The organism is Streptomyces sp. HUAS MS02, assembly GCF_055702265.1.
This window is the reverse complement of the sequence record NZ_CM146747.1, coordinates 4,354,101-4,378,369: the sequence shown is the minus strand read 5'-3', so window position 1 is coordinate 4,378,369 and position 24,269 is coordinate 4,354,101. Positions and strand designations below refer to the sequence as shown.

The window sequence follows — 24,269 nt, the reverse complement described above, 5'->3', positions numbered from 1 at the left end:
CTCAGCACAAGGGAGGCGCGGGAGCGTGGAGTTGCCTGAGGAGAACAAGCGCACGGGGCTGTTGGCCCTGGGGGTGCTCGGCGTTCTCCTGATCGCCGTCCTGACCGTGTTCACCGTCTTCGACGGGGACGAGGGGAGCGACGAGGACGGTGGCTCGGCGAGCCCCACCGCCACCGCCGGCCAGGGTGGCACGGGATCGGGCGGACAGGAGACCTCCGACTCCGACGAGGACACGTCGGACGGCGACCGCGCCGCGGCGACCGCGCCGATCGTCTCGGTAGCCGAGGCCGCCGAGGCCCACGGGATCATGACGCGGTACATGGCGGGCATCAACACCTACGACCACACGGCCAGGGCGGCGGCCTGGCGGGCACCGCTCCTCGAACTCACCCTGAACGACGAGCGGATGAAGGAGCTGACGGCACTGCCCACCGGCAAGGCCTGGGCCACCTGCCAGGCCGAGCGGTGCACCTCCAAGGGCACCGCCGTCGTGGAGCGCGACGCGGTGATCTCGGACGATCTGGTGCGCGGCAGCGGCCGCTCCATCTCCAGCCTGGTCGAGGTGAAGGCCACGCGCACCGAGGGCGGCGAGACCATCACCGAGTCGAATCAGTGGCTGGTGAGTGTGCAGGAGGTCAATGGCAAGTGGGTCGTCTCCGGCTTCGACATCTTCGGGCTCGGTGACGTGGGCGCCTCCGACGACTCGGGGGCGTGACGCGCGATGGTTGCACCGGCGGTACTGGCCGCCGCCGCGAAGGCGGCGAAGGTCGCCAAGGCGGCCAAGGCGGCGGCCCAGGTCAAGAACGGCTCGGGTGGCGGCAAGAAGAACAACAACAAGAAGTGGCTGTGGATAGCCGCGGGTGTCGGATTCCTGCCCCTGGCCGGGATCGGCACCCTCGTCCTCGTGCTGCTGGGGTCGCTCCTCGGAGGCATGGGAGCGGGAGCCGCCGCCGCCTCCTGTGCGGACTACGCCGACAACGCCGAGGCGGGCAACACCGACGACGCGGCGGCCACCAACCCGGTCATGCCGGCCGGGAAGATGTACACGCCGAGCGAGACCGCGCGCAACGAGATCCCGCCGAAGATGATCCTCGCCGCGATGCGCGCGGCCGCCCGCTACGACGGTCTCGACTGGACCATGATCGCCGGGCAGATGTACCAGGAGACCAAGTACGGCCAGGACCCCTCGGCCGCGCCCGGCGGCGCCAACTCCCTCGGCTACATGGGCATCCTGCAGTTCGGCAAGCCGGCCTGGACGGACTACGGCGACGACGGCAACGGCGACGGTAAGAGGGACCTGTACAACATCGACGACGCGGCTTACGCCGCGGCCAACTTCCTGCACGCCAAGAAGGCGGAGACCCAGCCCTTCAAGGCCCTCCAGATCTACTCCGGTTCGGCTTCCTCCAACAGCGTCTACCCGCGTGTCGTCCTCACCCAGTCAGCCCGCTACCGAGGGGCGCTCACCGGTGACAAGGACCTCATCAAGCGCTGGTACGCCCATCTGAAGGAGACCATCGAGAAGAACCCCGCCTTCCCCACCCTGGGGAAGCAGTCGGACATCCCCGAGCCGGTCGGCAACAACGCCCAGCCCAGCCGGGCCCTCAGCATCGCCGCGAGCCCGGCCCGCTCCTGGTCGACGCCCCCGCTGGACGACAGCGGCGACGACACGACCACCGCGATGTCCCTGGCCGCGTACTCCGCAGACGCAGACGTCGCCACCGGTTCGACGACCCTCGCGCTCCCCGCCGCCAAGCCCGTCACCGGCGGCAAGGACTGGCAGTGGCCCATGAAGAAGGGCACCTACCAGATAGGTACGCCCTACCACAAACAGGGCAACATGTGGAGCCTCGGCTACCACACCGGCCTGGACCTGACGGCCACCACCGGCACGCCGATCTATGCTCCGGCCGACGGAGAGGTCATCGTCGCCGGGCCGGGCGGGTCGTACGGAAACATGACCAAGCTCCGCCACGCGGACGGTGTCATCACGCTCTACGCCCACCAGACCTCGATCAAGGTGTCCGTCGGTCAGTCCGTCAAGCGCGGTGACCAGATCGGCACCATCGGTGCGACCGGCAATGTCACCGGCCCCCATTTGCACTGGGAGGTCCTCGTCCCCGGTGTCGACAACCCGTTCGTCGGCGGCCAGGACCAGGGCCCCGGCATGGTCGACCCGGCGGAGTGGATGGCGGGCCGGGTCACCGCGAACCCCGACTACGGCACCGTCCCGGGCGACAGCAACGGCGAGGGCCGCAACGCGCAGTACGAGGAGTGCGCCGAGGACAACGGCGGCGCGGCCGTCGCCCCCGACGGAGTCGGGGCCTCCGGTGTCCTCCCCGACTCCGACGACCCGGTGATCCGCGCGGTCCTCGGCTGGGCGCAGCGCGGGGTCGGTGTCCCGTACGTGTACGGCGCGCCGCGACTCCAGGGCCGGAACCCGACCAGCTTCGACTGCTCCAGCTTCACGCAGTGGGCGTACTACATGGCCAGCGACGGGAAGATCAACATCGGCGCCACCACCCGTGATCAGGAGCCCAGGCTCCGCAAGTACGAGGTGCCGCTGTCCGAGGCGCAACCCGGTGACCTGATCTTCTTCCGGCCCGAGGGGGGCGGCTTCTCCGGGCATGTGGGCCTCGTCTGGGACCCCAAGACCAAGAAGATCATCCACGCACCGCGCCCCGGCAAGTCGGTCTCCTTCAGCACCTGGGACGTCCAGGACGAGATCACGGGCGTCTACCGCGTGCCGATCCCGGCCGGTACGAACGCGGTCGAGGGCGACGGCAAGACCGGCACGGAGGACGCATGAGGCGCACGTTCCTGGTGGCCGGGACGATCCTGTCCCTCGGTGTCCTGACCGCCTGCGGCGGGAGCGGCGATCCCGAGGACACGGAGGCGACGGAGAGGACGAAGTCCAAGGCCTCACCCTCCGCCGTGCGGCGGACGGGTCCCGCCTATGAAGGGGCGAGGCTGCCCGGCCTGTCGGCGGAACCGGTGTGGAGCCTGAAGGGCGGCGGCCTCAGGGGCTGCGCCGACGACCCGGCCGAGGCGGCCGCGACCGAGGTCGTCCACTTCGACGCCCAGACCTGTGTGCTGGGTGACGCCGTGGTCCTGACCGAGGACCTCTCGGAGCACTCCGAGGCCGAGGAGACGGAGAGCCGCTTCCGGGCCCGGCTGTACGACCCGGCCACCGGCGAGGTCCGTCGGACCGTCGACGTCACGGTCCCCGCCGACTGGAAGGGCGACCGGGAGCGGTCCCTGGACCGTTTCCTGCAGATCTCCGAGTGGAAGGACGGCTCCCCGGCCCTCCTGGTCGTCTCCGGTGACGTGGTCGAGCCGGACGGACTGAAGAAGGCCACGATCACCACGACATACACCATGTACGCGCCGTCCGGGAAGGAACTGGGCAGTTCCACCCTCACCGGTGAGGACGGCTCCGGCCTGAGCGTCGAGGCCGGGCACCTCCTCACGAAGGAGGAGTACAAGAGCGACACGTACACCCCCATCGGCGGCGGCGCCCCCGTCGAGGTCCGCGACCGGGGCCTCGACCAGCAGCCGCTGGGCCCCGGGTTCGGTTACCGCACCGCCTCGACCTGGTCCGTGGTCGACGGCAGCGGAAGCCGCCTGGTCGTCAGCGACCGCCTCGCCGGCAAGGAACTGTGGGACCTCGGGGACGTCGACCGGCCGTCCGCCCTCACCGCGGTCGAGGACTCCGGCGACCTGGATGCCCGTCTCCTCCCCCTCGCCGACGACAAGGGCATCCTCGCCTGGAAGCAGCCGGGCGACGACGCGGACGACGAGATCCTGACCGTCGTCGACCTGAAGACCGGTCGGCTGATCGCCGAAGGGCCGAAGCAGGACCTCGACGAGCTCTCCCGAGGACAGGGGAACATCGTCCTGGCCCCGGACGGCGGCACTGTGGTCACCCGGTTCGGTGGCGGTGCGGTGGCCTGGGACCCGGGGACGGGCGCCGAACTGTGGCGGCAGGAGGAGGACGAGCACATCGTCGAACCCTGGGGTCTGACGACCACGGGTGTCCTCTACGCCTCCGTCGACGGCATGGGGCTCACCGCGCTGGACCCGAAGACCAAGAAGGTCCTGGCCTCCGACCTCGCCCCGGACCTGAGCCCCGGCCTGACCGCCGACGCCGAACCCCTGCAATTCACCACGAACGGCTACGGGGTGCTGGCGGGGTCGGACCTCTTCGTCTTCGCCCCGGAGACGAAGAGGTAGCCGCGACCGGCACGCATGGTGTGGTGGCGGACGCCGCCCCAACCCCCATCCCACCCCCAGAAAGGACGGACCCGCGGGTGACCGCAGAACAGCAGAAGAAGCCCCGCGCCGAGGACGACTGGACGATCGAGATCGTCATCGTCGTCGCGATCGTGCTCCTGGGGGTCGTCGGGGCCTGGCTCGCGGCGAAGATCGGCGCGCCGTTCGCGGACGCGCCGGCGCCCGCGTCGAACCCGCTGACGTTCCTCGTCGCCCTGGTCAAGGGCGACTACAGCTGGCCGGGGTCGCCCGCCAGCGCCGTCGCCGCCGCCGAGGCCGTGCTGCTCGGCATCCTCGGGACCGCCGTGTACCGCGTGGTCCAGCGGTTCCGGAAGAAGCCCAAGGTGGACGGGGCGGCACAGCATCTCGCCAAGGGCGAGGAACTGGGCAAGCTGACCATGAAGGGCGCCGCGGCCATCGCCGAACGGCTCGGCGTGAAGGCCCAGACCCCCGGTGTCTTCATCGGACGGTCCGTCAAGGGCCGCCAGCCGCTGTTCGGTTCGTACGAGGACATGCACGTCGACATCTGGGGGCCCAGGACCGGTAAGACGACCCGCCGGGCCGTCCCCGCCATCCTCGACGGGCCCGGCGCCGTCCTCGTCACCTCCAACAAGCGGGACATCGTGGACTCCACCCGGGGGCCCCGTTCCGCGCGCGGACCCGTCTGGGTCTTCGACCCACAGCAGGTCGCCGCCGAGACGCCCAGCTGGTGGTGGAACCCGCTGTCGTACGTCACCGACGTGGCCAAGGCCCGCAAGATGGCCGACCACTTCGCCAGCGGCTCGCGGGACGCCAACGCCTCCACGGACGCCTTCTTCGACCCGGCGGGCCAGGACCTGCTCGCCAACCTGCTGCTCGCCGCCGCCTGCGGCAAGATGCCGATCACGCAGATCTACACCTGGCTGTCCAACCCCAAGGACGACACCCCCGAGCGGATCCTGCGCGGCTCCGGGCACACCATGGCCGCCGACGGCCTCAACGGCGTGCTCACCGCCCCCGACAAGCAGCGCAGCGGCATCTACGGCGTCGCCCAGCAGATGGCGTCCTGCCTGATCAACCCGGAGGTCAACCGCTGGGTGACCCCGCCGGCCGACCCGAACGCACCCCAGTTCGACCCGCATGCCTTCGTCCGTACCGGCGGCACCCTGTACTCCCTCTCCCGCGAGGGCCGCGACTCCGCCGGACCGCTGGTCACCGCGCTCACCGTCGCCGTCGTCGAGGCGGCCGAGGAGTACGCCACCACCCAGCGCGGCGGCCGCCTCCCGCTGCCCCTCGTCGGCGTCCTCGACGAGGCCGCGAACGTCTGCCGCTGGCGCACGCTGCCCGACCTGTACTCCCACTACGGCTCGCGCGGCATCATCCTCATGACCATCCTCCAGTCCTGGGCCCAGGGCATCGAGGTGTGGGGCGAGCGCGGCATGGAGAAGCTGTGGTCCGCCGCGAACATCCGCGTCTACGGCGGCGGTGTCTCCGACACCCGCTTCCTGGGCGACCTCAGCGAGCTGGCGGGCGAGTACGACCAGCGCGAGTACCAGGCGAGCCGTGAGTCGGAGTTCGGCGGCTGGAGCGGCAACCGCACGGTCAGCGAGTCCGTCAGCCGCCAGCGCGTCCTCGGCGTCTCCGACCTGGGCGCCATGCCCCCGGGCCGCGCCCTCGTCCTCGCCTCCGGCACCAAGCCGGTCCTCGTCGAGACCATCCCGTGGTGGGAGGGGCCGTACGCCCGCGAGGTCCAGGAGTCGCTGCGCAAGTACGACCCCGGGGCGCGCTGAGAACGAGGCCGGAGGCCGGCGCCCGCCCTGGGGTCTCGCCCGCCCGGCTGCGGTGAGTCACGGTGAGCCCGCGGTGAGGCCGGTGCACGCCCTGAGCCTCTCCCGCCCGGCCGCGGTGAGGCCGTGGTGACGCTGTGGTGAGGCCGGGGCGGTACGCGCCGCCCCGGCCTCACCACTCACACCTCGATTCCGCCGCCGCGGGGACCGGACAGGTCCGGCGGCGGCTGCTGTGCACCCCCGGACCCTCCTGCTCCGCTCTCCCCGGCACCGCGCCCCGCGGCGGGCGGGTCCTGGGAGACGCCCACCTGCCACAGGGGCGTCGCGCTCTCGGCCGGGGCGGTGCCGCGGGGGCTGCCGGTGCCGCCCTGCTGGGGAAGGCCCACCTGCCACAGCGGCGTCTGCTGCTCGGGCGAGGCGGCACCCCGGGCGCTCTCGGCCTCGGCGCCGGCCTGCTGCTGAGCGCTCTGCGCGTTCTGCGCGTTCTGCGGCAGACCCGCCTGCCACACGGGCGCCGGAGCGCCGGGTGCCTGGCCCTCCTGCGCCGGCCCATCCCGCTGCACGCCGACCCCGGGTCCCGGCCGCTCCTCCATCGCGGGCGGCGCCTGTTCCGGCGCGTCGGGCCTGAGCAGCTGCCCGTCGGGCCCCTGCACCGTACGAAGCAGGTCCCGTTCCTGAGCGGTGATCAGAGTCCGGGGGTCGCGGTGCGGCAGCGGCGTCTGCTCCATCGCGGCCTGAACGGTGGCCTCGGCGGCGTGCTCCCAGGAGTACTGCTGGAGGATCTCCCGCATGCGCAGGGCACCGGCCTGACGTGCAGGCAGTTCTTGCCTGAGCTGACGGATCGCCTGCATCCACGCCTGTGCGCGGCTGCTGCCGTCCGTAGGCTCGGCGACCACACACGGTCGGCCGATCTCCGGCGGGAACCGCTCGGTGTCCTGGAGGAACTGAGCGGCCCCGCTCTCCTCGTTGACGAGTACGGGGACACCGTGCCCCAGCCCCTCCGAGGCCACCATGCCGAAGCCTTCGTGCTTGGACGGCATGATCATCGCGTGGGAGGCCCTGATGTCCTCGTTGATCTCGTCCACGCTCTTCGTGCGGGGCTTGACCGTGACGTTTCCGCCGGTGAGATCCTCAAGCCTCTCGTACTGTTCTTCGAGTTCTTCCTGGCGGATGCCACGGACGGTGAGGTGTACCCGGAGACCGGCCTCGTTCAGTCGCTTCACTGCCTCCGCGGCGTCGTCCACGCCCTTGAGGGGGTCCCCGACGCGTCCCATCACCAAGAGATTCAGCGTCTCCGGGGCGGGGTCGTGCTGCACGGGATCGTAGACCCTGGTGCCCGGAACGAACTCGTGGGAGTGCGGAATGTGCTCGCCCTCCGCGGAGAGGTCTCTGCTCGCCTGCGCCAGCAGTGGGCCGACTCCGGCCACGACGTCCGAACGCTCCATCAGACCGCGTTCGATGGCGGAGTCCTTGGCAGCCTTGGCTTCGGCCCTCTCGGGAGTGAGGCCCCGTACGAACGGAAGCCGCTCGGGGCTCGTGTGCAGGAAGTGCACCAGACGCGCGTCCTGGTACCAGTTCTCCCGCAGCCCGGCGGCGGCCGGCCCGGAAAAGCGCGAGTGCCCGATGATGATGTCGTACGGCTGGGCCGCAGGGTCTTCCAGTCCGTACTGCTGCGGGTTCTGACGGGCGAGGTGTTCGAGCCAGTCCCGCCGTTCCATCGGCTTCGGTTCACCCTGCTCGCCCGGTCCCGGCTCGATCAAGGGCGGTTGCGTCTGCACCGTCCTCTGAATGCCCTCGTGCGCGGGCATATCGGGATTGGCCGTGAACAGCGTGACGTTGTGCCGACGGGCGAGAGCCTCGGCCAACTCCTGGTTGAAGACCTCGGCACCTCCCGCACCCCTACCACTGTTGTCAGAGACGACGAGAATGTTGTAGCGCGCTTCAGACACCGGTTCCCCCGTACTTCGCAACCTTCATCCGTCCCGTCTCAGAAGCCGAATGTCGCCCTGAGTTCGCGGCCGATTCCCTGGGCGATGAAGTCCGTCAGGTCGTAGGAGGACAGGTGCATGACGCCGCACTGGGCACCCGGGTGGATCCTCGCCGCGTACTCGTCCAGAAGCTCCGCCAGGATTTCCGCGCGGACGGCGGAGATGGCCACGTCCTCGGGGTTGCCCTTCTCACGGAAGATGCGGCGCTCGTTCGCGTGCGGGGCCCTCGGCTTCCGGTCCAACTCCACACTGCGCAGAAAGCCCTTGGCCATGTTCGTGACCGGCCGGGGATCCGGCTGGCCTTCGTTCCACGCCACCCCCAACAGCAGGTGCACCCGCGGATCGATCGTCTCGTGCCGCTCACGCCAGTACAGTCCCGACCGCCCGGCCAGCAGGTTCTGCAGGTCGTCGGCCGCGATCGTCGTCGCCGGAGTCACCGAGAAGTCCCCGTGGTCCCGCATGTCCTTCAGGGACGGCAGGTTCTCCGACGCACGCCAGGCCGCCCGGGACATGGTCTCGTACCGCGTCTGCAGGTCGTCCACGTCGGACGGACGGTGGAACACCCGCGCCACGTCGACCGTGCCGACCGGGTGCGGGGTCGGTGTGGGCAGGCCGATGGCCGCCCTCAGTTCGTCGGCCGCCTCGTGCAGTAGACGGCTCAACTCCGCGGTGTCCGCGGCGATGGTCACCGGGGGACGTCCCGCCGCCAGCCGGTGGACCAACTCGTCGAGCGGGCGACACAGCACCATCATGTGGCCCTCGGGGATCACCACGGTCCGGCCCGGCACCATGTAGTCGTCCGGGTAGGGCTCCATCCGCGGCTCGTAGGGGCCGGGATCCTCGATCAGCCGGGCGGTCCACTCGGCGACCGCCTCGGCGAAGGTGATCGGCCGGTCGACGGGGCCCGCCGCACGACGGGAGATCAGATGACGTACGGGGTCGGACGGTTCACCGGCCTGCGGCTCGGGTCCCTCGGAGACGCTGAGGGCCGCCTCCAGCGCGCGCCAGGCCTCCCGGCGCTCCTCCGGCCAGCCGCCACCCGGGCTGTCCAGGCGCCACACACGGGTCTCTTCCACCCACATCATCCGCGCCGCCGCCGAGTACACGAGGTCGTAGGCGTCGGCAAGCTGCATCTGGCCGCTCATCCCGGCTCTCCTTCACGACTGATCAAGTAACTCACATTCTCACACTGCGCTTTAGTGAACCGGTGAAGATCAAATCGGTGGGAGCGGGTCCTTCGGTGAGCGTGGGGCGAAGGCCGAGGACGGCAGTTCGCCCGCCCCGCACGGAGCCTGCACGTCCGTCAGATGTGCCCCCTGGCGGACGGCTCGGAGGCGCTGAACCATCCACGGCCGAGTAACGTCTCACCAGGCGAAACGCTTAGGTCGCCGGTTGGGGAGGCACTCATGGCCATGGTCGGACTGTTCTGGATCGCCGAGGACGGTGGCGTGTACGTCGGGGCGCAGCCGGAGGGGTTCGGGCTCGGGGTGCGGCTGACGCGGGACTGGGTGGAGGGGCTGGGGACCGGGCAGAGCGCGGTGTGGGGCTGGTCGGAGATCAAGTCGGCCACCGTGCGGTACGTGCGGGTCCGGTCCGGCGCCCGGCTGCTCGCCACCACCGCCGTCGACCTCGTGACCAACGCCGTCGCCGGAGGCGGGGACGCCGCTGCCGCGTTCGAGGTGCACCTGGAGACCGCCGACCGGACCGTCGAACTCAACGCGCTGTCGGCCGCGGCCCTCGGCGGTTACGTCCAGTCCGAGTACGACCTCTCCGTCGCCCTGCTGGACCGCCTCGTGGCGGGTACGGCGGACGTCGACACCCTCGCGCGCTGGGGCCGCGACCACGCCGCCGAGGGCACCCCGCGACGCGAGCAGCGGGAAGCCCTGCTGCGGGCCTGGGCGAACGGGGGCTGAGCCGTTCGGGGGCGGCCCCCTCGCGACGACCTCGCCGGTCGCCCCCTCTCCCTCCCCGGCCGTCCCCGGCCCTCCTCCGGCCCTCCGCGGCTCCCCTCCGAGTTCCCGGGAACCCGGTTCCCCTCGTCCGCCGTCCCCCACAATGACCACTGGACACCGGGACACCGGAGGGACACATGACCGCACGGGACACTCCGTCAACCACCCCGCAGGGCGCTCCACGGGACACCGCACGCGGCACCGCGCGGAACAGCGGCGTCTCGGTCACCCACGACCTGGAACCGCACGACTGGTCGAACGAGGAGACCGCGGCGTACGAGGCGGCGATCGAGGCCGTGAACGGCGCGGTCGGCGCGTACAGCGCGCGCATCGCGGCGGAGGAGGCCAAGGACGCCCCCGACCCCGCCGTCATCGAGGCCGCGCGCGCCGCGCAGGGGCGGCTGGCGCGGGAGCGCGAGCGGCTGCGCTCGGCCGACCGGGAGCAGATCGCCGAGGCCCGCTCGCGCTACGCCCGGCTGGCCCGCGAGGTCATGGCGGACCTCGCGTGACCGACCCGGCCGAACACCGGCCCGCCCCGCCGTCGCAGCCGAGCCCGTCGCCCCGGCCCGCCCCACCGCCACGCGAGATCGACCCCCCCGAGGTGGAGCGGCACCGGCTGTCCGACGCCGAGAACCGGCGGATCTTCCGTGAGCGGATCGTCCCCGACCTCCTGGCGGGCCGTGTCGGGCAGGAGACGCCCACCGTGGTCTTCCTGGTCGGCCAGCCCGGGGCGGGCAAGAGCCGCGTCACCGAGATGGTGGCCGGCGCCCTGAACCGGCACGGCGGCTTCGCGGACGTCGACAGCGATCTCTACAAGCCGTACCACCCCGCGTACGCCCGGCTGATGGCCGAGGACGACACCCTGATGGCCGCGTACACCCGTGCCGACGGGCGGGCCTGGATGGCCCAGGCCGAGGCGTACGTCCGGGAACACGGGCTGCACGCGATCATCCAGGAGACCTCGCAGAACGCGCGTGCCGTCGAGGAGAAGATGCGGGCCTACCGCGACTCCGGCGCCCGTGTCGAGGCCCTGTTCATGGGCGTGCCGCAGGCGATGAGCAACCAGGGCATCGTCAACCGGTACTTCGAGCAGCTCGCCGACCGGGGCCAGGGACGGCTGACCGTGCAGTCCAACGCCGACGAGTCCTACGTCGGCATCCTCGAACTCGCCGACCGCGTCGACCGGGGCGCCCTCGCCGACCTCGCGAGCGTCTACCGCCGGGGTGAGAGCAAGCCCCGCTACAGCAACTCCCTCGACGGCACCGGCAACTGGGCCGGCCCGCCGGAGCTGCGCCAGGCCCTCGCCACGGAACGGGCCCGCCCCTGGACGGCGGCCGAGAGCGACTCCTTCGTCAGTACGCAGCTGCGCCTGCGCGAGAGTGCCCGGGCCCTGGGCCCCGAATGGCCCGGTCGCCTCACCCGCATCGAGGACCAGGCCCGCCCCCTGCTGACTCCGGCCGCCGCCGCCCAGCTGCCCGTCACGCCACCGTCGACGCCGCAGCCACCCATGACACCCCCGGCGCCGCCGCAGGCAGCCGGGCCGACAGTGCCCCCCGCCTCGCCCTCCACCTCGCCATCCGCCTCTCCTCCCGCCTCACCCTCTCCCTCGGCCGCCGCCGCCCGCTCCCGCAGCACTCCGCGCTCCGGCGGTCCGGCCTCCCCGGGACAGGCCCCGCCCCCAGGACAGGGGCCCCGTCCCGGCTCCGGTCGGGCGGCCGTGCCACCTCCGCAGGGTCCTCCCGGGCCCGACCCCAACCGGCGCGGCAGGTAGCGGACGAGGTCCTGCTCGGCGGGTGGCGGACGACATCCTGCTCGGCGGGTGGCGGAGGCGGGGTGGCGGATGCCCGATCACGGGCCCCCACGTGAGGTCCGCCACCCTCTCCACACCCGCCCCGTCGGCCCGAGAAGCGGCAGAGCCCGTACCGAGCCCCTACCGAGCCCGCGGTGATTCCCGTCGCAGTCGGCCGCCGTCCGTGCCCCCGCCCCCCGGTCGGGCCCCGCCCTGACCTGCCGCCCTTCCCCGGGCGCCCCGCGGTGGCCCTCACACTCCCCTGCGCGGACAACGTCCGGCCGTGCCGCGGGCCTTGGGGCCCGGCGGTCTCCGGCGGGAGCCGGTCGCCCGCGTCAGGGGTGAAGGCCGCACGGTGGCATCGAGGGCCCTTTGCTTTACCCTCTTCACACCGAGACCACACAAGGCTGTTGTCATCTCGTTAAGTGATTGGTCCTTGACGCAGAGGTGATCACCGCGTTGGCTTTCAGCCACCTGGGTCGCAGTGCTGCGCGCCCACGCCCGGAAGGCCCTTGATGTGAACGCCCGTACCACCAGCTCCACCCCCAGCACTCGTATACGTCGTCGCGCCACAGTTCTGCGCCGTACGGCCACTGCCCTCGTCGCCTCGGCGGCGGCCGTCTCCCTCGCCTCCTGCGGGGTCTCGGACATCGGCGACAGCGCGGAGGCGAGCCCCACGAAGGGCGACGACATCACGGTGGGCGTGCTGTTCCCCGACAAGGACACCAAGCGGTACGAGCAGTTCGACTACCCGAACATCAAGAAGAAGATCGCCGAGCTCACCGACAACAAGGGCGTGACCAAGTACGCCAACGCGGACAAGGACCCGGAGACCCAGAACAGCCAGATCGAGCAGATGGTCGCGGACAAGGTCGACATCATCATCCTCGACGCCGTGGACTCCAAGGCCGTCGCGCCCGCCGTGCAGAAGGCGGACGACGCGGGCATCCCCGTCATCGCCTACGACCGCCTGGCCGAGGGCCCGATCGACGGCTACGTCTCCTTCGACAACCAGCTCGTCGGGCAGGTGCAGGGACGCTCGCTGGTCGAGGACCTGGGTGACAGCGCCGCCAACAAGATCGTCATGATGAACGGGTCGCCGTCCGACCCGAACGCCGCCATGTTCAAGGAGGGCGCGCTCTCCGAGCTCCAGGACAAGGTGACGATCTCCGAGAGCTTCGACACCAAGGACTGGGACCCGAAGGTCGCCAAGGTCAACATGGAGCAGGCGGTCGCCAAGCTCGGTGCCGACAACATCGACGCCGTCTACGCGGCCAACGACGGCATCGCCGGCGCCGTGATCGACGTGCTGAAGACCGCCGGCGTCGCCAAGGTGCCGCCGGTCACCGGGCAGGACGCCGACCTGGACGCGGTGCAGCGGATCCTCTCGGGCGACCAGTACATGACCGTGTACAAGTCGTTCCCGACGCAGGCGAGCGCCGCCGCCGAGATGGCCGTCGCCAAGGTCCAGGGCCGCTCGATCGAGTTCGACGCCCTCGCCAAGGACAGCGTCGACTCCCCGACGACCAAGAAGATCCCGGCCCAGCTGGTGCCGCCGGTCGCCCTCACCAAGAACAACATCCAGGACACGGTCGTCGCCGACGAGATCTACACCGTCAAGCAGATCTGCACGGCCGAGTTCAAGTCCGCCTGCGACGCGGTCAACCTGAAGTAGTGCACAGGCGGCCCGGCCGACCTGAAGTGGCGCACACACGGCCCGGGCCGACCTGAGGCAGCGCCCGGGCGGTCGGCCGGGCCGAGGTGGCGCCCAGGCGGCCCGGCCCACCCGTGGCAGTTCTCAAGCCACCCGGGTGAACTCGACCGTCACCTCCGGTGGGCCCCCCGCCACTCCCCGGTAGATGCCCTTGTGGGGGGTCACGTCGTCGTAGTCGCGGCCTCGGCCCACGACCACGTGGGACTCGTCGGCGGGGACGCTGTTCGTGGGGTCGTAGCCCGTCCAGTCGCCCGCCCAGTACTCGATCCAGGCGTGGCTCTGGCCGGCGACCGGGCGGTGGAGTTCGGCCTCGCGCTCCGGGTGGAGGTAGCCCGAGACATAGCGGGCCGGCAGGCCGAGGCCCCGGAGCATGCCGAGGGTGAGGTGGGCGATGTCCTGGCAGACGCCGGCCCCCTGCTCCCACGCCTCGGCGGCGCTCGTGTGCACCCCGGTCGCGCCCGGCACGTACGCCACGTGGTCGGCGACCAGGGACGAGACCGCGATCGCCGTCTCGTGCGCGGAGAGACCCTCCGACGCCTCCCGGGCCCGGTCCAGCAGGTCCTGCGGGAGCGTCGTACGGCCCGTCGCCGTCAGGTACTCCAGCAGACGGGAGTCGGCGCTCGCCCGGCGGATCTCCGCCCGGTCCGGCGCCTCCGGGAGCCGCTCGGGCGGGGACGTCTCCACCAGGCTGGTCGCGGTGATCGTCAGGTCGGAGTGCGGCTCGATGAGGTCGAAGCCGGTGACCTGGGTGCCCCAGTAGTCCCAGTACGACCAGGTCGGCGTCGACGGGTTCACCAGGACCCGGGCGTCCAGGGTGGTCTGGCCGGGCAGCGTCAGCGGCGTCATCCGGACCTCGTTGTGGGAGGAGGCCGCGGGCTGCGCGTACGCGACGCGGGTCGTGTGCCGGATGCGCAGGCGCCGGGTCGCCCGGGGAGCCGTGGCGGGCAGGTTCATCGTGCTCACGCGCCTTCCTGAGCCCATTCGACGGGCCCCTGGTACGGGAAGAACTTCTCGGCGACCGCCTCCGCCGAGGCCATGCACGCCTGCTGGAGGTCGCGCAGCAGCGCCGGCAGCCCGGCCTCCAGCGACTCGGAGTCGAGGTATTCGAGGTGGGTGCGCAGGGCGCCGATCGGACGCCGGGCCGGGTCCTGGCGGGGGCGGCCGAGCGCCGCCAGGCACTCCTCCGCCGTGGTGAGGGCGTGCAGCGCGGAGCGCGGGAAGTCGCGGTCCAGGAGCAGGAACTCCGCCACCTTGGGGGTGTCGCCGAAGCCGCCGTGCACCCGCGCGTACGCCTCGTCGGCGCCGCTCGCGCTCAGCAGGGTCGGCCAGTCCGGCGCGTGCGCCGCGTCCAGCACCCGTACCGACAGCAGCCGCACCGTCATGTCCACCCGCTCCAGGCTGCGGCCCAGCACCACGAAACGCCAGCTGTCGTCCCGGCTCATCGTGGAGTCCGCGAGCCCGAAGAAGAGGGCCGCGCGACGCCGTACCAGTTCCAGGTACGCGTACGGGCCACCCGTGCGGCGCGCGGCCGTGCGCTGGTCGGCGAGCGCGTGCCAGGTGGAGTTCAGGCACTCCCACATCTCCGACGACACCGCCTCGCGGGCGCTGCGGGCGTTCAGCCGCGCCGCCCCGAGCGCGCCCTCGATCGACCCCGTCGAGCGGGCGTCGAAGGCCAGCCGGTCCAGCACCTGCTGCATGTCGCAGTGCCGGTCGGGCGCGTCGACGCCGAGGATCGCGTAGAGCGAGCGGCAGGCCGCGTCCTCGTCGCGCCAGGGGTCCTCCAGGAGGCGGTGGAGGTAGGCGTCGAGGATGCGGCCGGTCGCGTCGGCCCGCTCCACGTACCGTCCCGTCCAGGTCAGGGCCTCGGCTATCCGGGAGAGGATCACGTCGTTCACTGCTGCGCCCCTTCCTGCGCGACCGCGCGGGTGCCGTCGGGTCCGAGCAGACGCGGTGCCTTCTGCGGCAGCGGGCCGCCGGTCGCCTCGGGGGGCTGCCCGGTGGGGCCCTCGGCGAGCACCCAGGTGTCCTTGGAGCCGCCGCCCTGGCTGGAGTTGACGATGAGGTTGCCCTCCTGGAGGGCGACGCGGGTCAGCCCGCCGGGCAGGACCCACACCTCGTCGCCGTCGTTGACGGCGAAGGGCCGCAGGTCGATGTGGCGCGGGGCCATCCGTTCGCCGGCGAGGGTGGGGGAGGTGGACAGCGCGACCGGTCGCTGCGCGATCCAGCCGCGCGGATCGGCCGCCACGGCCTCCCGGGTGCGCTCCAGCGTCTCCCGGTCCGCCTTCGGCCCGATGACGATGCCCTGGCCGCCGGCCCCGTCGACCGGCTTGATCACCAGCTGGTCGATCTGGTCGAGGACCGCCTCCAGCTGTCCGGGCTCGTCCGGCCGGAAGGACTCCACGTTCGGGAGAATCGGTTCCTCGGAGAGGTAGTAGCGGATGAGGTCCGGGACGTAGGTGTAGAGGAGCTTGTCGTCCGCGATGCCGTTGCCGACCGCGTTCGCCAGCGTCACGTTCCCGGCCATCGCGGCGCTCATGATCCCGGGGCAGCCGATCACCGAGTCGGGCCGGAAGTGGAGGGGATCGAGGAAGTCGTCGTCGAGGCGCCGGTATACGACATGGACCGGCATCTCCCCGCGGGTGGTCCGCATCCACACCCGGTTGCCCCGGCATACGAGATCGTGCCCCTCCACCAACTGCACGCCCATCAGCCGGGCCAGCAGCGCGTGTTCGAAGTAGGCGGCGTTGCTGGGGCCGGGGGTGAGGACGACGACGCGCGGGTCCCCGATCCCGCCGGGCGCGGCGGCCCGCAGCGCGGCGAGCAGCCGCTGCGCGTAGCCGTCGACGGGCACCACGTGCTGCTCGGCGAAGAGGGACGGGAACACCCGGGTCATCGCGCGCCGGTTCTCGATGACGTACGACACCCCGGACGGCACCCGGACGTTGTCCTCCAGCACCCGGAAGTCGCCCGCCTCGTCCCGTACGAGGTCGATGCCGGCGACATGGATGCGGACCCCGCCCGCGAGCTCCACGCCGTGCGCGGCCCGGTGGAAGTGGGGGGAGTTGAGGAGCAGCCGCCAGGGCACCACGCCGTCCTCGAAGGCCCGGCACGGCCCGTACGCGTCGGCGAGATACGCCTCCAACGCCCGTACCCGCTGGGCGACTCCGCGCTGGATCAGGTCCCACTCCAGAGCGTCCAGGATCCTCGGCACCAGATCCAGCGGCCAGGGTCTCTCCTCTCCCGCGAAGGCGTAGGTCACGCCCCGGTCGGTGAAGGCGCGGGCCATCTGGTCCGCCCTGAACCGCAGTTCGGCCGGCTCGATCGGCTGGAGCGCCGCGAGCACCGGCTCGTAGGCGGCCCTGACCTCACCCGGCCGCTCGAACATCTCGTCCCACGCGTCGGCCAACGCGTACGCGTCAAATATGTCCGCCATGGGCCGACGGTAAGCGCGCTCAGTAACACCGTGATCACCATCGCGTTTCCGCCACCTTGCGGGAACGGCCACGACCTGCGGAAACGGAGGGTTTGAAGTACGGCCGGGCGGGGGATGCGGGGTGTCGCCCGCCGGGAGTGGTGACCCGGGCGGCGGACCGGGTAGGCGCGGGGCGCGATGTACCGGGGCCGTTGTTCTGGACGCTCGTCCTCGACTTCAGCTTGTTGCAGAGCGCACTGCCTGAGGGGTGAAGAAAGAGGAACGTAAACGGAGGTATCGGTACATAAACGCGGCACAGCCGTGTTGCGGTGCCGGTGGCGGGCCGCGCATAGTTGCGCTGCGAGGGGCTGGAACCGGGGGTGAGTTGGGTGATGGCCGGGCACGCGACCGACGAGCATCCGCACGGTGCCGACCGGCTCTGCGCGGCCGGGGACCGGGTGTACTCCAGGGCCGTACGGCGGGGCCGTGTCACGCGCGCGGACGCCGACGCCGTGCCCTGTCTGCTCGAACTCGCCCTGCTGCACCCCGACCCCGACGACATGGGCTGGCTGGTGCCGACCTCCCCGCAGGAGGTCATGACCCGGCTGCTGCGCAGCGTCCACGCCGAGGTGAGCGCCAGCCAGGCCCGCATGGGCGCGGCGGTCGACGCGGTCGAGTGGTACGCCGGGCTCGGCAGCTCCCGGGGCCCGCATCCGGCCGAGAGCACCGCGATCCGGGTGCTGGACGGGCTGTCCCGGATCCGGGCGGCGATCGACGAGGCCACCGACCGCTGTACGACCGAGGTGCTGACCGTGCAGCCGGGCGGCATCCGGCGCGAGGACGAACTGCGCGAGGGGCTGCACCGGGCGCTGGCGATGTGCCGCCGGGGCGTACGGATGCGGGACCTGTACACGCATGTGGCCCGGCACGGGCAGGGCCTGCACAACTACATGGAGCTGATGGGGGAGTCGGCGGAGGCCCGCACCCTCGACGAGGTCGTGGAACGCCTCATCGTCTTCGACCGCACGGTGGCCTTCATCCCGGCGAACTCCGACCGCACCATGGCCCTGGAGATCCGCCATCCCGCGCTGGTCGAGTACCTGGTCACGGTCTTCGAACGCCTGTGGCGCCTTGGAATCCCGCTCGCCACGTCGCTCCCGTCCACCGGGGTCGCGGGCATCACCCACCGGGAGCGGTCCATCGCGGCGCTGCTGGCGGAGGGCCACCAGGACGCGGTGGTCGCCGAACGCCTCGGCATCAGCGTCCGCACCTGCCGGGCCCACATCGCCCGCCTCTCCGAACGCCTCGGCGCGGCCAGCCGCACGCAACTGGGCGTTCGCATCGCGGAGGCGGGCCTGGACAGGCCCGCACACGCCGGTCCCACGGGCGAGCAGTTGCCGGTATCCGTGCCCTCCACTCTGACCGATACGCCTGGCGCGACCGTGCTCCGAGACCGGGAGAGGTGAGCCGCGCGGGCCAGCCGTGTGTGCTGGATGGCGTGAGTTTGCGGCACGCTTAGCCTCTTTGGGGTGGCGACGGGTTTCGTGTCTCCATCTCGGGGTTCGAGCAAAGATCCTGCGGCACTCACCTCGCCCCGCGAACGACAACCCGTAATGTCCAGATTCCATCGGTAGTTGAGGGATGTACCCCCTCCGGGCGTCACAAGATGAGGGTGGTGTCTGTGGAACGTCCCTCCTAGATTTCTCCTGTCAGTGCATGGAGCGACGCTCGGAGCGAGCATCCTGCCGGGCGTATCGCAGGCTGAGGGGGTTCTCGATTCTGAGCTTTTCGGGGGTGCCGACAAGATGCTCGTCCTTCGTTCAACCTTCCTGCGCTGGAGCGTCGTCGAGGATGCGGTGAGCGAGTCGAACCGGGCGCCGCGGCCCACGGCTTTTCAGTCATTCTGTGGCGGCGGAATTTCATCGAAGGGGGACGTCTCGGTCGATGCTGATTGACTGCGTTAATGTCGCAATTTGCCAGTACGTCCATTTCTGACCAGGCGGGGGGATGGATTTATGTTTGCAGGTGTAAAGTAAGTTGCTCAAAGCGCCTGTGTCCAAACCGCTGCCTACGGCGGCAGAAGTAGTGTGCCCGCTGAGGGATCCCGTGAAAGCGGGTGACTGCCTGGCAGCGGGAGGCAGAGCAAGAACGGATCGAGGGATCGTTCCACGGAGTGATGTCGCTTCAGCTGCAACTTGATGAGAGGCAGAGGATGAGGAGAATGTTATTCGAGATCCTGGGGCCGTTACGGATTCAGGGAGACGTGTGGTCGAGTTCGCCTGTCCGGCGTGCGTTGCTTACTGCATTTCTGTTGAGGCCTGGGCAGGTCGTATCCGTTGGGGAACTCGCCGAATTGCTGTGGGATGATCCGCCGATATCTGTCGCAGCCAACATCCGCAGCCATGTCACTGCTTTGCGGCGCGACCTCGACGGGGTGGATACAGGTCTCGGCCGCAAAGTGAAGACCTTTCGCGGCGGGCGGAGTGGTTACGGGCCTGACATCGCCTCAGACGAATGTGACTTGGCGGCATTCACGCTGATCGTATAGCGCGGTCGCAGCCTCCTCAAGAGTGGCGAGATCAACTCGGCAGTGGACACGTTGGAAGCTGCCGCGGCACTGTGGCGGGGATCTTTTGGGTTGGAGTTGCCGCTAACCCGATGGTTTAGCGCTCACGCCACGGGGCTCAACAGTGCGCGCTTTGACGCGTGTGAGGACCTCTTCATAGCGCGCATTCTCTCAAAACGCACTGAGATGCTGAGCTATCGGATCGAGAGTCTCATCGCAGAAGAGCCTTATAGGCAGAATCTATGGGAGCTGTTGGCTGGTGTTTACTGTATCAGCGGTGATGCAGTTGGGGCTTTGGATACGGTGAAACGTTGTCAGGCTCTCTTCACAGAGGACTTGGGTCTCGACCTGCCTCCCAATTTGGAGGCGATGCGGAGAGCCGCGCTCAAATGGGACCGCGAAGAGGATTTCCGGCTGATTGCTGCTCGCGCGGCCACTGCCGAACCTCTTTCATGCTGATCTGTTGCTGTTCAGGGGTAAGAATTCGGAAAGGACGCGGTTATAATAAAACGGCCGAAATGCCCTCCAATGCAGCCGTTTAGCCCCCTTAGAAAACCGACCTGCGACCGGCTGAAGCTGCGCTGGATCAGTCACCGTACCCATGCCCTTCCACGCACTTCCCGTCAGCCAACAACCGACTGGTTGACGTGGGCACCACCACCTAGGATCAACGAGGTTTTGCAAGCACGGGGGAGAGACCACATGGCGCACGACAACGAAGAATTGCGAACTATCCCTCACGGAAAGCTCCGCTTCAACGTGCTGGGGCCACTGGAGGTGTGGGTCGGCACGGAACGACTCCGCTTTGGCGGGTTGATCCAGGAACGAATCCTCGTCGCCTTGCTACTCGAGACCGACACGACCCTGCCCGTCACGCGACTGGTGGAAGCAGCTTGGGTCGAAGCCCCGCCTGCCACCGCGTCCCACCAGGTGCGCAAGGCAGTGGCCGATCTTCGTCGTCGGCTCCCCGGGGGCGGGGAAATCCTGGTCACCGACGGCCCCGGATACCGGGCTGCGGTGTCGCCCGATCAGCTCGATCTGAGCCTGTTCCATGGGCTGCTCGCGAAGGCCAGGGATGTTGCGGCGATCGGTAACACGGCCGAGGTCGCCAGAGCACTTGGTGAGGCGGTCGCCTTGTGGCGCGGCCCAGTGCTGGGCGGGTCGGCGAGCCCGGTGATCGAGGCGACCTCCGCAGCGCTGGAGGAGCGCCAAGCGGCGGCCATCGAGCAACTGTTCGACATTCGACTTGCTCGGGGTGAAGCCGCCGAGCTCGTAAGCGACCTGCGCGAGATCGTCGCCAAGTACCCGCTGCGGGAGGCCATGCGAGGACAGTTGATGCTAGCCCTGCATCGGTCGGAACGTCAGGCGGAGGCTCTGGCGGAGTACAGCAAAGTCCGCGAGCTACTCGTAGAAGAACTTGGTATCGACCCAGGTCCGAGTTTGACCAAATTGTACGAAGATATTCTCCGGGAAAGCCCAGAGTTGGCGGCTCCCTGGTCACCCCGTAGCGCTCCCACCGAAACGCCCGCCGCCGTCGACTCGCCGTGCACTCTGCCCTATGACATATCAGACTTCTCCGGACGTGAATGTCAACTGAATGAGATCCTCGACCGAGCACGACAATCAGGGGACGCAGGCACACACATTATCGCCATCGACGGGATGGGCGGCAGCGGTAAGACGTCGCTGGCGGTGCGGGCCGCGCACCGGCTTGCCGACTCCTTCCCGGACGGACAGCTCTACATCGACCTGCGTGGTTACTCTCCCGGCCAACAACCCATGAGCCCGGTGAGCGCCTTGGGCACTCTGCTGCGGGTTCTAGGTCTGCCCGACGACCGAATACCCGAGGATCTTGCCGGCAGGACCGCGCAGTGGCGCACCGCGCTCGCCGGTAAACGGCTCTTGATCCTCCTGGACAACACCTCGGACGCTACGGATGTTCGCCCACTACTGCCGACCGAACCCGGATGCCTGGTCGTGCTCACCACCCGAGCCCGTCTGATCGACTTGGACGGTGCCCACTGGCTCTCTCTAGGCGTGATGACACCCGAAGAAAGCCTCACACTGATCAGGGAGACGCTGGGTGAACGGCGCGTCGCCGCAGAATCGGCCGCTGCTGCGGAATTGGCCCGGCTCTGTGACTACCTACCGCTGGCCCTCCGCATCGCCACTGCCCGGCTAGGCAAGCGGTTCCGCTGGACGGTGCAGTACATGGTCGATCGGCTCCGGGACGAGACGAGGCGACTGGACGAGCTGAGCACGGGCGAACGCAGCGTCGCCGCGACCCTGCGGCTGTCGTACCAGGCCCTCGGCAAGGAGAACCGCGTCGCCTTTCGAACCCTGGCTTTACACCCTGGCGGGGGCATTGACGTGTACGCCGCGGGCGCGTTGCTCGGGACATCGCCACGCCACGGTGAGGAGGTGCTGGAACTCCTCCTCGACGTGCACCTTGTCGAACAGCCGGAGATCGGCCGCTACGCCTTCCACGACTTGGTGAGCAGCTTCGCCCGAGGTCTGCACAGCAGTGATCCGGCATCCACCGACGAGGCAGCAGTGGAGCGTCTACTCAGCCACTACCTCACCGTCACCGAGGCCGCGTGCAGGATCCTCTTCCCTGGGCGGCGGAACATACCGACCGGCATCAGCGACTCTTCGTTCGAACGCCCCCCCACTAAGACCGCTCAACAGGCCCAGGCTTGGTTCGCCAGGGAGCAGAACACCTTGCTCTCCGCCATCACACTAGCCGTACGCCATAGGTATGACCGACATGCCGTGTGTTTGGCGCGCAACGTCATCTTCCATCTCAACGCGCGCGGGCTCCTGGACGAGTTCGAAATGCTGGCTGGCACCGCCGTGACGGCCGCTCGCCGACTGGGTGACGACGCCCTGCTGGGGGTGAGCCTTGCCAACCTAGGGGTTGCCTACTGGGAACTGGGAAAATGCGCCGAGGGGATCGAAGTGGCGCAGGAAGGCCGCAGTCTCGCCGAACGCCTTGGAGACCGGGGCACCGAAGCGCACAGCGACAGCACACTCGGGCTTTACAACAGCCTGCTGGGAAGGTTTCCGGAGGCCCTGGCCCATTTGGAGAGGGCAGTCGCGCAGGAGCGGCAGATGGGGCTGAGTCGAGCCGAGTCGGAGAGCTTGACCATCCTCAGCACGCTTTACGAGCAGTGGGGCCGCTACGAGGACGCCGCCGATGCGGCAAAGCGCGCAGTGGCGTTGTCCCAGCAACTCGGCCAACACGAGAACAAGCTCGTGGCGCTCGTCGACCTGGGCTTCGCGTATGCAGGCCTGGGCCGGTACACGGACGCTGACGCCGCGTTGGCTCAGGCACGCGAGCTGTGCGACGACACCCGGCAGGCAGGGATCGTCGCTATGGCGCTGGCCCTATCTGCCGAGATCGCCTACCACCTGGGCGAACAGGAACAGTCCGCTGATTACGTCCGGGCTTCCTTGGACCGCATCACATCGAGTGTGTCACCGCTGCGGTCCGTCAAGGTCAAGAACATGATCGGACGGGTGCTCCACAAGCACGGGAATCACCGCCGAGCGCTCGACCTCCACAAGCAGGCCCGTGAGCTCGCCTCACGGCTCCGATATCGCATCGAAGAGGCGTACGCACACCTCGGCATGGCTCGGGCTACGCAGGCCCTGGGCGATGCCACGACAGCCGCCAGGCACAGGGCGGCATGCGAAGAGCTGTTCGCCTCGATGGACGTGTCCCCAGGCCGCCGGCGGAACTGAGGACGACTGCCGTTGGACCAGCATCAACCGTACTGCCGAGGCCGCTACGGGGTCCTTGCAGAATGATCCTTTTTTGGCACGGTGGAGATGTATGTGATCCCGTGCCTTGTGGGGTGTGACCATGGCCCGGCGGAAGCCGTGGGAGGTCAGTGACGAGTTGTGGGCGGTGATCGAGCCGCTGCTGCCGAAGCATGAACGGCTGTTTCGACACCCAGGGCGCAAGCGGAACGATGACCGCAAGACACTGCGGGGAGTGCTGTTCGTCCTCTATACCGGCATCCAGTGGGAGTTCCTGCCGCAGGAGTCGGGGTTCGGTTCGGTTCCCACGTGCTGGCGGCGGCTGGCCGAATGGCAGCAGGCCGGTGTGTGAGAGGAACTCCAGCGGGTGCTGCTGAGTGGGTTGCGGGCGGCGGACCGTCTGGACTTCTCCCGCCCCACGATTGATGCGTCGCACGTGCAGGCCAAGCGGGGGGAAGCAGCCCCAAAGTCGGTCCGAGCCCGGTCGACCGTTGCGCGGCCGGGCTCGAAGCATCACGTGCTGACCGATGCCTGCGGCACCCCGTTGCGTGTGTCGCTGACTGGCGGTCACCGCAACGACGTCACCCAGCTCCTGCCACTGGTCGACGGGCTGCCGCCGGTGCGGGGCAAGCGGAGCCAGCCTCGGAGCAGACCCCGAACATTATACGCCGACCGTGGCTGCGACCACGACGTCTACCGCCGCAGCCTGCGTGAGCGCGGCATCGTCCCCAAGATCGCTCGGCGCGGTCAGCCGCATGGCTCGGGCCTGGGCAGGATCCGGTGGGTCGCGGAATCCGCCATCGCCTGGCTCCACGGCCCTCGCCCCCTATGGATGCGCTGGGAAAGGCGTGACGACATGCACGACGCCTTCCTCCTGGCGCCTAAGCCCTGGTACTCGTCGGCCCCTTGCCCTCGGCAAGAGCGTGCTGTCCCACGTAATGCGGCTGGGAATGGCCCGTCTCCACAACGGATGCCGGGCCGAAAGCCAGTATCGCCGTGGTGATCCCGATCAATGCAGCCAGTCTGCGTCCCATGCCAGGGCCCCCGT

Annotated in this window: 18 protein-coding genes and 1 pseudogene; 14 read left to right on the top strand and 5 right to left on the bottom strand. The window is 69.7% G+C overall.

Going from position 1 to position 24,269, the window contains the following annotated elements; all coding sequences use genetic code 11:
• Window positions 1-25 precede the first annotated feature (25 nt).
• The 4 genes from ACZ9QC_RS18805 (at window position 26) to ACZ9QC_RS18790 (ending at window position 6,041) form a co-directional block, all read left to right on the top strand.
• On the top strand, window positions 26-715 hold the full coding sequence (locus ACZ9QC_RS18805) for a hypothetical protein (protein WP_472921168.1): 690 nt from the start codon (window positions 26-28) through the stop codon (window positions 713-715).
• 6 nt (window positions 716-721) lie between these two features.
• Complete coding sequence (locus tag ACZ9QC_RS18800; RefSeq protein WP_472921167.1) at window positions 722-2,809, top strand: peptidoglycan DD-metalloendopeptidase family protein; 2,088 nt, start codon at window positions 722-724, stop codon at window positions 2,807-2,809.
• The gene (locus ACZ9QC_RS18795) at window positions 2,806-4,233 is read left to right on the top strand and encodes an outer membrane protein assembly factor BamB family protein (protein WP_472921166.1); all 1,428 of its coding nucleotides are present in this window, start codon (window positions 2,806-2,808) and stop codon (window positions 4,231-4,233) included. Before ACZ9QC_RS18800 ends, ACZ9QC_RS18795 begins: the two co-directional genes overlap by 4 nt.
• Before the next feature lie 77 nt (window positions 4,234-4,310).
• Window positions 4,311-6,041, top strand: a complete 1,731-nt coding sequence (locus ACZ9QC_RS18790; protein ID WP_472921165.1) for a type IV secretory system conjugative DNA transfer family protein — start codon at window positions 4,311-4,313, stop codon at window positions 6,039-6,041.
• Window positions 6,042-6,217: 176 nt separating this feature from the next.
• Here the strand turns inward: ACZ9QC_RS18790 and ACZ9QC_RS18785 are convergent, their stop codons facing one another.
• Together ACZ9QC_RS18785 and ACZ9QC_RS18780 are read right to left on the bottom strand one after the other, a co-directional pair.
• Window positions 6,218-7,987, bottom strand: a complete 1,770-nt coding sequence (locus tag ACZ9QC_RS18785; protein ID WP_472921164.1) for a glycosyltransferase family 4 protein — start codon at window positions 7,985-7,987, stop codon at window positions 6,218-6,220.
• Window positions 7,988-8,025: 38 nt separating this feature from the next.
• Window positions 8,026-9,171: a hypothetical protein gene (locus ACZ9QC_RS18780; protein ID WP_472921163.1), complete on the bottom strand. Its 1,146-nt coding sequence runs from the start codon at window positions 9,169-9,171 to the stop codon at window positions 8,026-8,028.
• A 261-nt stretch (window positions 9,172-9,432) separates the two neighbouring features.
• Between ACZ9QC_RS18780 and ACZ9QC_RS18775 the strand changes: the two genes are divergently transcribed.
• The 4 genes from ACZ9QC_RS18775 to ACZ9QC_RS18760 all read left to right on the top strand — a co-directional run bounded on the left by ACZ9QC_RS18775 (window position 9,433) and on the right by ACZ9QC_RS18760 (window position 13,442).
• Complete coding sequence (locus ACZ9QC_RS18775) at window positions 9,433-9,939, top strand: hypothetical protein (protein ID WP_472921162.1); 507 nt, start codon at window positions 9,433-9,435, stop codon at window positions 9,937-9,939.
• A gap of 176 nt (window positions 9,940-10,115) precedes the next feature.
• Entirely contained in the window at window positions 10,116-10,487 is a 372-nt protein-coding gene (locus ACZ9QC_RS18770) for a hypothetical protein (RefSeq protein WP_472921161.1), read from the top strand.
• Window positions 10,484-11,749: a zeta toxin family protein gene (locus tag ACZ9QC_RS18765; protein ID WP_472921160.1), complete on the top strand. Its 1,266-nt coding sequence runs from the start codon at window positions 10,484-10,486 to the stop codon at window positions 11,747-11,749. The genes ACZ9QC_RS18770 and ACZ9QC_RS18765 overlap by 4 nt, the downstream gene beginning before the upstream one ends.
• A 535-nt stretch (window positions 11,750-12,284) precedes the next feature.
• Window positions 12,285-13,442 (top strand): sugar ABC transporter substrate-binding protein, encoded by a 1,158-nt coding sequence (locus ACZ9QC_RS18760; RefSeq protein ID WP_472921159.1) that lies wholly within the window; start codon window positions 12,285-12,287, stop codon window positions 13,440-13,442.
• Between the two features lie 123 nt (window positions 13,443-13,565).
• On the opposite strand, the gene ACZ9QC_RS18755 is transcribed toward ACZ9QC_RS18760, so the two are convergent.
• Genes ACZ9QC_RS18755 through ACZ9QC_RS18745 form a run of 3 tightly spaced genes read right to left on the bottom strand, consistent with a single transcriptional unit; the run spans window position 13,566 to window position 16,914 of the window.
• Window positions 13,566-14,435: a transglutaminase family protein gene (locus ACZ9QC_RS18755; RefSeq protein ID WP_472921730.1), complete on the bottom strand. Its 870-nt coding sequence runs from the start codon at window positions 14,433-14,435 to the stop codon at window positions 13,566-13,568.
• A 5-nt stretch (window positions 14,436-14,440) separates the two neighbouring features.
• Window positions 14,441-15,376, bottom strand: a complete 936-nt coding sequence (locus ACZ9QC_RS18750; protein WP_472921158.1) for an alpha-E domain-containing protein — start codon at window positions 15,374-15,376, stop codon at window positions 14,441-14,443.
• Window positions 15,373-16,914: a circularly permuted type 2 ATP-grasp protein gene (locus tag ACZ9QC_RS18745; RefSeq protein WP_472921157.1), complete on the bottom strand. Its 1,542-nt coding sequence runs from the start codon at window positions 16,912-16,914 to the stop codon at window positions 15,373-15,375. Before ACZ9QC_RS18745 ends, ACZ9QC_RS18750 begins: the two co-directional genes overlap by 4 nt.
• 371 nt (window positions 16,915-17,285) lie before the next feature.
• Here ACZ9QC_RS18745 and ACZ9QC_RS18740 point away from each other — a divergent pair, with 371 nt between their 5' ends.
• From ACZ9QC_RS18740 to ACZ9QC_RS18715, 6 genes and pseudogenes are all read left to right on the top strand, one after another.
• Entirely contained in the window at window positions 17,286-18,359 is a 1,074-nt protein-coding gene (locus ACZ9QC_RS18740) for a helix-turn-helix transcriptional regulator (RefSeq protein ID WP_472921156.1), read from the top strand.
• A 755-nt stretch (window positions 18,360-19,114) separates the two neighbouring features.
• Window positions 19,115-19,441, top strand: coding sequence for an AfsR/SARP family transcriptional regulator (locus ACZ9QC_RS18735; RefSeq protein WP_472921155.1), 327 nt, complete (start codon window positions 19,115-19,117; stop codon window positions 19,439-19,441).
• Between the two features lie 12 nt (window positions 19,442-19,453).
• A pseudogene (locus ACZ9QC_RS18730) lies at window positions 19,454-19,918 on the top strand (AfsR/SARP family transcriptional regulator); the annotation flags it as partial.
• A 243-nt stretch (window positions 19,919-20,161) separates the two neighbouring features.
• Window positions 20,162-23,203 (top strand): AfsR/SARP family transcriptional regulator, encoded by a 3,042-nt coding sequence (locus ACZ9QC_RS18725; protein ID WP_472921154.1) that lies wholly within the window; start codon window positions 20,162-20,164, stop codon window positions 23,201-23,203.
• Window positions 23,204-23,324: 121 nt separating this feature from the next.
• A complete protein-coding gene (locus ACZ9QC_RS18720) occupies window positions 23,325-23,573 on the top strand; it encodes a transposase (protein ID WP_472921153.1) in 249 nt (82 codons plus the stop codon).
• Between the two features lie 15 nt (window positions 23,574-23,588).
• A complete protein-coding gene (locus ACZ9QC_RS18715; RefSeq protein ID WP_472921152.1) occupies window positions 23,589-24,224 on the top strand; it encodes a transposase in 636 nt (211 codons plus the stop codon).
• Window positions 24,225-24,269 lie beyond the last annotated feature (45 nt).